General features: G+C 38.1%; 11 protein-coding genes. 10 read left to right on the top strand and 1 reads right to left on the bottom strand.

From position 1 onward, the window contains the following. Positions 1–20 precede the first annotated feature (20 nt). The 3 genes from ACDF53_RS00820 (at position 21) to ACDF53_RS00810 (ending at position 4,188) form a co-directional block, all read left to right on the top strand. Positions 21–1,199, top strand: a complete 1,179-nt coding sequence (locus ACDF53_RS00820; protein WP_370815199.1) for a M20 family metallopeptidase — start codon at positions 21–23, stop codon at positions 1,197–1,199. A gap of 214 nt (positions 1,200–1,413) precedes the next feature. Beyond that, on the top strand, positions 1,414–2,769 hold the full coding sequence (gene dcuC / locus ACDF53_RS00815) for a C4-dicarboxylate transporter DcuC (RefSeq protein ID WP_370815198.1): 1,356 nt from the start codon (positions 1,414–1,416) through the stop codon (positions 2,767–2,769). A gap of 234 nt (positions 2,770–3,003) precedes the next feature. Further along, positions 3,004–4,188, top strand: a complete 1,185-nt coding sequence (locus ACDF53_RS00810) for an MFS transporter (RefSeq protein ID WP_295780531.1) — start codon at positions 3,004–3,006, stop codon at positions 4,186–4,188. A gap of 153 nt (positions 4,189–4,341) precedes the next feature. On the opposite strand, the gene ACDF53_RS00805 is transcribed toward ACDF53_RS00810, so the two are convergent. Continuing rightward, on the bottom strand, positions 4,342–5,328 hold the full coding sequence (locus ACDF53_RS00805; protein WP_296005678.1) for a GMP reductase: 987 nt from the start codon (positions 5,326–5,328) through the stop codon (positions 4,342–4,344). Positions 5,329–5,521: 193 nt separating this feature from the next. Here ACDF53_RS00805 and thiT point away from each other — a divergent pair, with 193 nt between their 5' ends. The 7 genes from thiT to ACDF53_RS00770 all read left to right on the top strand — a co-directional run bounded on the left by thiT (position 5,522) and on the right by ACDF53_RS00770 (position 11,992). After that, positions 5,522–6,052, top strand: a complete 531-nt coding sequence (gene thiT / locus ACDF53_RS00800; protein ID WP_370815197.1) for an energy-coupled thiamine transporter ThiT — start codon at positions 5,522–5,524, stop codon at positions 6,050–6,052. Then, positions 6,045–7,169: a molybdopterin-guanine dinucleotide biosynthesis protein B gene (gene mobB / locus ACDF53_RS00795; protein ID WP_370815196.1), complete on the top strand. Its 1,125-nt coding sequence runs from the start codon at positions 6,045–6,047 to the stop codon at positions 7,167–7,169. The genes thiT and mobB overlap by 8 nt, the downstream gene beginning before the upstream one ends. Beyond that, positions 7,150–8,385 (top strand): molybdopterin molybdotransferase MoeA, encoded by a 1,236-nt coding sequence (locus tag ACDF53_RS00790; protein ID WP_370815195.1) that lies wholly within the window; start codon positions 7,150–7,152, stop codon positions 8,383–8,385. The genes mobB and ACDF53_RS00790 overlap by 20 nt, the downstream gene beginning before the upstream one ends. A 117-nt stretch (positions 8,386–8,502) precedes the next feature. Then, positions 8,503–9,570, top strand: coding sequence for a zeta toxin family protein (locus ACDF53_RS00785; RefSeq protein ID WP_370815194.1), 1,068 nt, complete (start codon positions 8,503–8,505; stop codon positions 9,568–9,570). A 15-nt stretch (positions 9,571–9,585) separates the two neighbouring features. After that, positions 9,586–10,608 (top strand): helix-turn-helix domain-containing protein, encoded by a 1,023-nt coding sequence (locus ACDF53_RS00780; protein ID WP_370815193.1) that lies wholly within the window; start codon positions 9,586–9,588, stop codon positions 10,606–10,608. A 313-nt stretch (positions 10,609–10,921) separates the two neighbouring features. Then, on the top strand, positions 10,922–11,188 hold the full coding sequence (locus tag ACDF53_RS00775) for a SemiSWEET family transporter (RefSeq protein ID WP_004698672.1): 267 nt from the start codon (positions 10,922–10,924) through the stop codon (positions 11,186–11,188). A gap of 162 nt (positions 11,189–11,350) precedes the next feature. Further along, on the top strand, positions 11,351–11,992 hold the full coding sequence (locus ACDF53_RS00770) for a hypothetical protein (RefSeq protein WP_370815192.1): 642 nt from the start codon (positions 11,351–11,353) through the stop codon (positions 11,990–11,992). The last annotated feature ends 8 nt before the right edge of the window (positions 11,993–12,000 follow it).

Below are 12,000 nucleotides of genomic sequence, written 5' to 3'. Positions count from 1 at the left end.
TTTTGCAAGGAGGCGATACCATGCATAGTCGCGATTTAATTGAACAATATAAAGGCTACGTTCAAGATTGGCGTAGATATTTCCATAAACATCCAGAGCTGAGCAATGAAGAGTTTGAAACAACAAAGACGCTCGCTAAAGAATTAGAATCTATGGGCGTAGAGGTTCATGTAGATACTGAGCGTGGCATCGGCTTAGTTGGTATTATCCATGGCGATAAACCTGGTAAGGCTATCGCATTGCGTGCTGATATTGATGCTTTACCTGTTCATGAACATAATACAGTAGACTACAAATCTGAAACTGAAGGCAAAATGCACGCTTGTGGTCATGATGGTCATATGGCTATCTTGCTAGGCGCTGCTAAGATGTTAATGTCTATGAAAGACCGCATCGAAGGCGATGTGTATTTAGCATTCCAACCTGCCGAAGAAACGGGTGCAGGGGCGCCAGATTTCGTTAAATTTGGTGATTGGTATGATAAAATCGATGCTATCTTTGGTGGCCATGTGTGGATTGACTTACCAGCAGGCCTCATCTCCGTAGAGGAAGGCCCTCGTATGGCTGCAAGTAGCCAGATTACTATTAATGTAAAAGGTAAACAAGGCCATGGGGCACAGCCACATCAGGCGATTGATGCCATTGTAGTGGCTAGTGCTATCGTTATGAACTTGCAAACCGTAGTGTCTCGTAATGTGAGTGCCTTAGATTCTCTTGTGCTCACTATTGGTAATATTCACTCTGGATCTGAATGGAATGTTATCCCTGGCGAAGCTAAAATGGGGGGCACCATTCGATTCTTTGATCCAGACCAAGAAGAGTATTATGTAGAATCTATACGCCGCGTAGTAGAACATACAGCTGAAGCCTATGGGGCAACTGCTACATTAGAATATGTAAAAAAAGTACCACCTACTATTAATGATCCTGAATCTAGCGAATTGGCTGAACGTGTCGTTATTGATACATTAGGTAAAGATAAGCTTTCTAAAATGCGTAAAGTAATGCCAGGGGAAGATTTTGCATGGTATTTACAAGATAAACCAGGATGCTTTGCTTTTATTGGTATTCAAAATCCTGAAATAGAGGCTACCTACGATCATCATAATAATAGATTTAATATGGATGATACCGTACTGTCTGCTGCATCAGCGGTATATGCTGAATATGCTATTGCATGGTTGAAAGAACATAAATAAAAGAATATAAGTAATAAACAGCACCGTTATTTTGAAAGTAACGGTGCTGTTTCATTGTATTTTTATTTATATTTTGCGTATAGTATAGGTATAATATAGGTATATGCTAAATGTGATACAAGTATAATTCAAGTGTAATTCAAGTGTAATTCAAGTGCAGTACTTGTGATATAAATCCGCTGTCAGTCTAATATATTCTCTATGAGAGGTACTTATGAATATAGTTATATGTCTCATCATTATTGCTGTTACCGGCATATTATTGATGAAGCGATATCAACCACAGCCTATTTTGATTGGCTTGGGAATTCTTATGATGTTTATCGCTTATGAGGGGAACTGGATTGATGCCATATTAGTTGGTGACCAATCTACAGGGGTTCTCATATTTGATGCCATGGATATCGTAAGAATAACGACATCAAATAACATAGTTAATCTGGGGCTTATGATTATGACCTGCGCAGGGTATGCAAAGTATATGGAATATATTGGGGCAGGGACGAGATTGGCACACACATTTATCCGTCCTTTATATCGTCTAAATCGTCCGTATATTGTGTTAGCTCTTATGTTTTTACTCAATATGGGCCTATCCATTTGTGTACCTAATCCGTTGAGCCTTGCTCTTCTTATGATGGTTACCATGTATCCGGTTTTACTACGTCTTGGCGTGAGCCCAGTAGGGGCAGCAGCCGTTATAGCTACAGGGCACCTTATGGATGTGGGGCCTGGGGCCGTATCTACCTTATTGATTGCCAAGGTATTAAATATGCCTGTACCAAACTACTTTGTAGGTTACCAACTACGGATTTATTTCTTAGTTGCCATTGTGACGGCAATAGCGCACTTTTGGTGGCAGCGATACCGAGATCGAATTGATGGTCCTATGGATGTAAATGATCTTGAAAGTATTCCTGAAGCTCCTATTGGACCCAAGCTATATATGATATTCCCATTATTACCATTGTGTTTTATCTTAGGTTTTAGTCAATATGGTTTTCCCGGTGTGAAGATGAATGTTACTTTGGCCATGATGCTTGCCTTTGATATAGCTCTATTAGCTGAACTAATTCGTCATCGTAATTTTCGTACAGTTCTTAAAAGTACAACTATTTTCTTTGAAGGTATGGGGAATCAGTTTTCTTATGCAGTGACACTTATTATAGGGGGACAAATCTTCGCCCAAGGTTTGGTGAGTTTAGGTCTTATTGAATCCTTACTTGGGGCACTTCAGACATTATCTCTTAACTCCATAGGACTTACCTCTGTGTTAGGCGGCGGTATGTTAGGCCTTAGCATGGTGACAGGTAGTAATGTAGCGCCATTATTTACTTTGGTTCCACTAGTACCTAATATCGTAGCTCATCTAGGCCTTGATCCGATTACTACTATGCTTGGTATGCAAAACGGTGCAAGCTTAGGTTTGTTCCTTAGCCCAATCAGCCCCGTAATGGTCGGTGTAGCAGGCGTGGCCCATATTAAATCAGTAGACTTACTTAAACGAACTGCTGTACCTGTTCTTGTAGCATTACTTACAAGCTGTGTGGGGATATGTCTCCTTTACTAACTGTCATCTAAAAGACTAATTAGTTATATTTAACCAGATATACTATATATCGCTTTTTAAGTTTAGTTTAAAATTAGAAAACCCTCTTTACATGTATCATAAAGAGAGTTATTATATTCCAATAATAAATCATATGTAATTAAAATGGTTTCCTGCTAAGGTACAAGTTTTAGTGCGTTGCGGATAAAAAGGGCCTTTCTTCGCCGGACGGTTCTAGAAGCCAGAAAGGATGTAATGAGCGATCAAGTTTCTATTTCAACAGCAAATATTCGTGGTGCCTTTGGGGGCTTCTTTATCCCAGGTATGTATACAGCCTTGTGGGCTGGTTTTGTACCATATTTAAAAGCAAAGCTTAGTATCGGTGAAGATGTATTGGGTTCTATGATTTTAGTGCTCGGTGTAGGTTCTTGTTTGTCCATGGCCATAGCTGGTAAGCTAGTAGAGAACTTTGGATGCAAGAAAGTCGTTTTATTAGCTAGCTTTATTGGCATGTTATCTCTTGCTATTGTTACGATGTGCTCTACAATTGCTACGACCACAGCCGCTTTATTCTTCTTTGGTATAGGTGTAGGTCTTAGTGGTGCATCCGCTAATTTACAAGCTATCTTGACCGAAAAGGTGAGTAAAAAGCACTTGATGGGGGCTTATCACGGTGGATGGAGTTTAGGCGGTTTTGCCGGTGCTGGTGTTTTGTTGGTGCTTTTAAAAATATTATCTTTACCTGTTAATGCTAGTATTTGGGGACTTCTCATCGTATTATTCATTGCCATGGTCGTGGTTAGCCAATTTATGTTAACCTTTGGTAGTGATCCAAATGCAAAGGTTACTAAAAAATCTAAAAGCCCACTATCTTTCCATCCGATAGCTATTATCTTTGGTCTCTTGTCCTTTGTATCTTACTTGGTTGAAGGCGCAGTAGGGGATTGGAGTGCATTATACTTATTCGAAGATAAAGGTATTGTTATCGAAGAAGCCGTTATGGGCGTTATGCTCTTTAATGGTACTATGTGTATCGGCCGTTTGCTTGGTAATACAATTGGTAAACATTTAACCTCTAAACAAGTTGTTATTGGTGGTTATTTGTTAGGCGCTATTGCAATGGGCCTTATTGTATTCCTACCAGGTTATGGCTCTATGTACACATACTTATTACTTGGTATTTCTTTAGCCATGGTTGTACCAAATTTATTCTCTGCTATGGGAGAACAAAATGTTATTCCTATGACACAAGCTGTGGCAACATCTACCATGCTTGGGTATATGGGGATTTTGATGGGACCTGCATTGATTGGTTTCATTGCTCATGGCACAAGTCTTACAGTAGCATTTATCGTATTGACTGCATTACTTGTTGTTAGTGCTGGTATTGGTAAATACGCTTATATGTTAATGGACAAATCAAAAGAAGCAGAAGCTTAAATAATAGCCCCAAAGACGAAATGTCTTTGGGGCTAATTTTTTGAAATATATCCAATATTATTAGCAATATGTTAATCCATTATATATATAACATTGATGAGATAAAAAAAAGCCACAGGATAGAACCTGTGGCTTTTACATGTAGTATTTGTATTAACGGTCGCCGTTGAAGATGGAGTTTTTAACAAGTACATAGTCTACTTTGCGGATTGCTTGTAGAGTAGTACCGCCAGCATAAGAGATAGCGGATTGTAAGTCTTGTTCCATTTCAATTAATGTATCAAAGATAGAACCTTTGGAATCGATGAAGATTTTTTTGCCTTCTACGTTTTTGCGTTCACCTTTTTGGAACTCAGAAGCGGAACCAAAGTATTCTTTTACTGCTTTACCGTCAACGATTTTTTCTTCCCCTGGGGATTCTTCATGACCAGCGAATAGGGAACCAATCATAACCATAGTAGCGCCAAAGCGGATAGATTTAGCAATGTCGCCATGATCGCGGATACCACCGTCAGCAATGATAGGTTTAGTAGCTGCTTTTGCGCACCAGCGTACCGCAGCCAATTGCCAACCACCAGTACCGAAGCCAGTTTTTAATTTAGTGATACAAACTTTACCAGGACCGATACCAACTTTAGTTGCATCTGCACCAGCATTTTCTAGTTCACGAACTGCTTCTGGTGTACCTACGTTACCAGCGATAACAAATGTACCAGGTAAGTTCTTTTTGATGTATTGAATCATATCGATTACTGCGTTGGAGTGACCATGAGCAATATCGATTGTAATGTATTCAGGAGTTAAGTTTGCTTTTTTGAATTCATCAACTAAAGCAAATTCTTCAGGTTTTACACCGATGGAAATAGAAGAATATAAGTTAAGGTCGTGCATGCGTTTTACAAAGTCCATACGACGTTCTGGTTGGAAACGATGCATGATATAGAAATAACCTTCACGAGCTAATTTTTCTGCCAATTCTTCGTCGATAATAGTTTGCATATTTGCAGGAACTACTGGCAAGCGGAATGTGCGGTTGCCTAATTTAACATGTGTATCACATTCGCTACGGCTTGTTACGATACATTTATTAGGAATCAATTGCACGTCTTCATAATCAAAGATGTTCGTTGTGTTAATCATAGTTTCTATATCTCCTTCGAGTATTACAAATTGAACCTGTACCATTATACAAGAGACTCGTAAAATTTTCAATACGTTCCGAATATTTTGTTTGGACTCAGAAACGAACTGTAGTACAATACAAGTAGATTGTATAAATAATATATTCTTTAATATATTCTTTAATATATATAGTAAAAGGAGGTTGATTGACATGGATCAGTCTAAAACCCGTATGCTCGCTGAAGCAGGTGTGGCTATTGCAATTGCTCAAGTATTATCGTTTATTACGATTTTCCATATGCCTCAAGGGGGCTCCATTAAGGCAGCGTCTCTTGTACCACTTATGATTTATGCATACCGATGGGGTGGGGCTCGCGGCATCTTTGCTGGCGTCGTATATGGTATTTTGCATTTTATTCTAGGCTTTAAATCATCTGTACACTATTTAAGTATTATATTAGATTATCTTGTAGCATATGGTGCTATCGGTGTTTGTGGGTACTTTAAGGATTCTATTTCTGGCCTTATTACAGGTTCTGTTGTGGGCATTGCATTACGCTGGGTAGCCACTGTTGTAAGTGGTGCCGTTGTATTTGCTAGTTATGCACCACAAGGGCAAAATCCATGGATTTATTCTATGATTTATAATGCTTCCTATATGGTACCTGATGGTATCTTAAATATTGTTGTTTTACTATTTATCTACAAAGGTGTTAAACGAGGTTTAGGACGTCGTGAATAAATTAGGATTAATCATTTTAGCAGGTGGTCTGAGTACACGGATGGGGCAACCTAAGGCTTTGTTACCTTGGATTAATGGTGAAAGCCTCATATCTCATGCACTTCGTAAGGGGTTGGATGCAGATGTAGAGGATATTCTTATCTCCATTGGTGATGATGAAGTGTTGGGCCATGCTATCCAAACTCATATCATAGATACTTTGTCGAACGATGAAAAAGAAAAAGTTTCTATTGTTCGGGATTCTGTTGAGCGATGTGGCCCCTTAGGTGCACTCTATAGTGCATTAGCCGTTGGACCTAGTGCAGCCTATGCAGTTATGGCTGTAGACATGCCGTTTATGGAAATGGACCTATACTTTGATTGGCTATACAAGGTAGACCATAATGACTGGAATGCTATCATTCCTACTAGTGCCAGTGGTAAAGCAGAGCCCATGGCAGGGATTTATAAACCGCACATTGCATCATTGCTACCTGCTATTTTAGCGGGTAATGATGTATCGCTACATCATGCTCTGGATACGATAGGTCTTGTTATCTCTGTTGATGCAAGCGATTATAGTGTAGAGTTACGAAATGTCAATCATTATGAAGATTACTTATGGGCACGCGCATTAGCGGCGAATGAGTATCGTCGAGTTCCCCTAATCAGCGTGGTCGCATCAAAGCGTAAAACGGGGAAGACTACCGTTGTGACACGTCTTGTGTCCGAACTACAAAAAGTGGGGCTATCTGTTGGTGTCGTAAAGAGTGATAAACACGGCTTTCACATGGATCACGATGGGACTGATACTGATTTAGCCTACAAAGCTGGAGCTGATGTAGTTGCTATTGCAGGCCCTAATGAAACGGCGATTCGTATGCGTACACAAGAACAATCTAATCTGTATGATTTATCACAGTTTATGCCTGTGGATATAGTTATACTAGAAACAAGATCTCAAGGTATTGCCCCTATTATAGAGGTAACACAAGAGGGACATACGGAAGAGTTAATCTCGGATCCGATGGACCGAGTAGCTATCGTAGAAATTAGCAAGTTAGATCAAGACGTACCTGAACTGGTACGCCGCATACAGGACATGATGAGGGGTTTACATGATCGTTGTTACTGTTGAGAAGGCACTCCAACTATGGGATGAGGCCTTACAAACAAAAGTCCACAAAGTGGAAACTATTGATGTGAAGGATGCAAAGGGCTATGTGTTGGCCGAAGATATTGTGGCGCCCACCGATGTGCCGGCATTTCCAAAATCTGCTATGGATGGGTATGCTATTAGTTATGAAGAAAGCCGTACAGAATACATTGTTGATGGTATTATAGGGGCCGGCGTAGTGTGGGATAAACCTGTTGAAGCAGGTCATGCTGTACGTATTATGACAGGGGCACCGATTCCTACAACCTGTGACACAGTTATTATGCAAGAACAGGTGGTTGGTTCTGGCGAACCTGGTACAACAATTACTATACAAGGTAAATATAAATGTGGTGATCATATCATCCCACAAGGTGAGGAATGTAGTGCTGGAACTACTGTGATTCCACGTGGTACAGAGGTAACCTCTACAGTACAAACTATTTTGACTGGTCTAGGATTTACTGAAATAAATGTAAATGCAATGCCTCGTGTATTAGTCCTTACGTCAGGACATGAGGTGATTGAACCTGGTGAAAGTTTAACACCTGGTAAAATTTATAACTCTAATCGAGCTATGATTTGTGGGCTATTGGAGGACTTAGGTTTTCATAAGATAACCCATTATCATGTGAGTGATGCGCCAGAAGCGCTTGATTCTGAAATTGACCATGTATTAAAACTCAGTGAAAACGCTGATATTATCATTAGCTCTGGCGGTGTATCCGTAGGTCTATTTGATACAATGCCTCTTATTTATGAAAAATTAGGCGCTAAATCTATTTATGCGCGCATTCAAATGCGGCCTGGTGCAGCATCTTATGGTGCTGTAACGCCTAAAGGTCAAATTATTTTTGGCCTGTCTGGTAATCCGGGGGCTGCATTCAATGGTTGGCATCTAATCGTAGCACCAACATTGAAACGCTATAAAGGGTTAGCAAACTGGACGACACCGGTAGTAGCTTGTGTAATGGATTCCGAAATCTTTAAGCGTAATGCCTTTGATCGGTACGTACAAGGTAAAGTCATATTCGGTGGTGGTGTTCCACGCTTTGTGGCTAACCGCCATTTTAATAGTAGCAGTATGTTAGGCCTATATACGGTGAATGCATTGGCATGTATTCCGCGTGGTGTACATGAAGTACATCCTGGTGATACCTTTGATGCATATCTATTAGGACTATTACCTGCTGTATAAGGGTATATATTCGTATCATCTAAAATTCTGTTGACCACAGATAAATAAATATATCATAATAAATGCATCCCTTATTGTGAGGGATGCATTTTTTGTGCGTTGAGAGAGGGCTAATGTATGGATGTCGTTGAACAGTATAATTTAACTTTACAAGTTGAAGTTGTAAAAGAACAGAGCGCAGAAACGCTAGCTCGTCTTTGTAAATTAGTAGAGGAATGTGGCAGTAATGACTGTGAAGATTTGTTAAAAGCTTTTTCTCATATCGTAAATACAAAACTATATATGGTTACATCTATAAATGACTTAGAAATTCTAAAGTCTGATATGGAAGAGCTTGAAGATAATATTAAAGCGTTACTAATACAAGCTTCTCAAGGCGTTCGTACCTCTAAAGACGTTAAAGCTATTAATGATTCACAAGATATTGAGTCCTATAGTTCTGAAGATTTTAATATGGCATTAGAGCGTACTATTGAATTACTTACTTTTAATAAAACCATTTCAAATGAACCCCATGCGGTTATTTTAGGTGGCCAAAGTGGCGCTGGTAAAACAACAATTCATCGTGTAAAAATGTTGGAGTCGAAAGACGATTATATCGTCATAGATGGTGACACTTATCGTGCACAACATCCATATTTTAGAGAACTTCAAGAAAAATATGGTGTTGATAGTGTAGATTACACAAAAGTATTTGCTGGAAAGATGGTAGAGGCTGTAATTGATACATTAAGTTCCCTAAAATATAATTTAATTATTGAAGGTACATTGCGTTCTGCAGTAGTGCCAATTAAAACGGCGAAATTATTAAAATCTAAAGGCTATACTGTCGATTTTTGTTTGATTGCTACCAAGCCTGAGCTATCGTATTTGACAACACAATTGCGATATTTAGAAATGCTCGTAGTAGATCCACTACAGGCTAGAGCGACACCTAAAGAGCATCATGATGGAATTGTAAAATCCTTGATTGATAATATTAATGAAATTGAACAGAGCGGATTGTTTGAAAGTGTTCAGGTATATAAACGTGATTTAGTACAGGTATATAATTCAAAACACTGCGCTGAATCTGTAGGAACTGTTGTAGACCAAATTCTATTTGGCGATTGGACACTAGATGAAACCGATTTGTTGAATGTAGGTAAAGAACGGGAACTGGAGCTACAAAAGCAATTACGTTAGAGGGTTTTAGAAATTATGAATTATTTCGACTATTCATATAAACATGATTATATAGAATTTAGCAGCACCATATATAAAGTAGGAACCTATCATTATAACTGGCATGGAGAAACAGAGATTTTGATTCTTCTCAAAGGCCGCGTTGAAATGAGTTGTAATAACGAAGTTTTTACAATGGAACCTCTTGATGCTGTCATTATCTCTCCTCAAGTAGGACATTCTGTATTAGCGTTAGAGGAGGATGTTATTGCTTTAGTTGTACATGTAGGCAATGAGTTTTATCAGCAGTATGATCCGAACTTTGGGACATATCAATTTGTTGTTCGTTCTGATGAAAGTACCCGTCATAATCAATTCTTTACAACCTTGCGTCATCATGCTGCAATGATGATGTTAATAAAAATAAAAGGGGAAAGCCCTGTACATCGAATGTGGGTAGAACATCATTACTTAGCATTGGCAGGCGATGTGTATCGGGAGTTTGATTCTATAAAATGCATTCATGAAAATGCTAGACCCGGTGACATTAAGCCGGCAACCTTCGACAAGATGATTTCTTATATAGATGAGCATTACCAACAAAAAATTGAATTGGAAGAGATTGCTAAAATTGGTGGCTATAATGTAGCCTATACATCGCAGTTCTTCAAACGCCAAATGGGGATTTCCTTTGTAGAGTACGTGTTGCGCTTACGCTTGCGGGATGCGACAACTCGTCTGACAACCACTGATGAGGCTATAGCAAGGATTGCTAGTAGTTGTGGATTTGCAGATATTAAAGCGTTCAATGTGGCCTTTAAAAAACACTTTAACTTAACACCTACAGAATATCGCAAGCAAGTTAAAGCGCTAGGGCGAAAAACCATACTACAAGATGGAAAGGAAATTATGGCTGTTGATAATCAAGCTATTCTTGATTTACTACATTCTTTCTTGTCCTATGAAGATGACTCTAGATCTAAAGCTGAGTTAGAATTTATGAGTCAAAAACTAGAATCCTTAAAAGCGAAGCTAGCTGACGTAGTTAATGAATTATAATCAATATCTAAGTTGTATGTAATTTTGGCGTATATAGAAATATTAGAATTGGGTGATTTTCTATATATTTTTATTACGAATACATTATTATGAAAGCACTACTATGATAAGTAGTGCTTTTTTTGATGCCTTTCTTGGTAAATTTATAGGTTGAAAATGCGTCGTAATAGTTTGAATAGAGAAAAATCAATCTATTTTTAGTGGTTTTTCTAGAAAAACTACCTTTTAATTTGGATAGTTATAATCTCAAAACTGAGTAGAATATACTTCATCAGGAGTAAACAAATTAGTAAGTTATAATTTTGGAGGATATATGAATCAAGTAAAATTTATGGAAAACGTAGGTAAAGTTGCAACTGTTACTGCTGTAGCTATGTATGTATCTTATTTTCCACAAATCATGCATAACCTAGCTCATCCAGGTACTGGTGATTGGATTCAACCACTCGTAGCTGCGATCAACTGTACATTATGGGTAGCCTATGGTTTGTTCAAAGAACATAGAGATATTCCAGTAGCATTAGCAAATGCACCTGGTATCTTCTTTGGCTTGGCAGCAGCTATCACAGCGGTTATGTAATTTAAAGAATAGAAACATAAAACTATAACGTTAATGATATATAATTATAACTTTAATGACATATAAAATTACTGTTGACCGCTGTTAATTATATATATCATAATGAATGCATCCCTTGGATTAATAAGGGGTGCATTTTTTATGTAAATAAGAGAGGTTTTTGTGGTTAATAGTACTGACTCTATTAATGTATATAGACAAATTTTTAATGCCCTTGTGAGTCCTAACTTATGGTTGCCATACTTTCGGGATAGAGGAACTTTAAGCGGTTCTATAAAAGCTGTTGTATTTTATATAGTATTCATGCTATTTATTATGACTTTGGGGAGCGTAAGTGTTAATTTATTAAAACCTGAATCTACAACAACATTAGCCGAACTTTTAATTAATCCTACTCTTGCAAGGAATATAATAGGTTCATTTTTAACGTTTATTGTTATGTCTGTTGTGTTCGTGCCTATCTTTTTATTGATAGGAAGAGGGGCCGACGCAACATTAACATTAAATCGAGTTTTTATGGTATATTTATATGCTTATTCTGAAATATTTTTAGTTAAGAGTATAGAGTTATTTATTTTTTCACTTATGGCTGTTTTTGTACTGACAAATATTGTTAATATGGTTTTTGCAGGCGCAGTAATTTTTGGGACAACCTTAATCTGTGGACTTTTACAGATAGTGCTGTTTTTTAAAACCTTTAAAATAGTTCTTGATATTCCGTATTTGACAATAGCAGTAGCTGGTGGAATCGGTGGAGGTATTTCTATGTTTACCTTGTCTCTGTTAGAGAAAATCGGAATTTAAATTTCTGG

It is taken from the genome of Veillonella sp., assembly GCF_041333735.1.
Taxonomy (GTDB): Bacteria; Bacillota; Negativicutes; order Veillonellales; family Veillonellaceae; genus Veillonella.
This window is presented reverse-complemented; position numbering and strand designations above follow the sequence as displayed.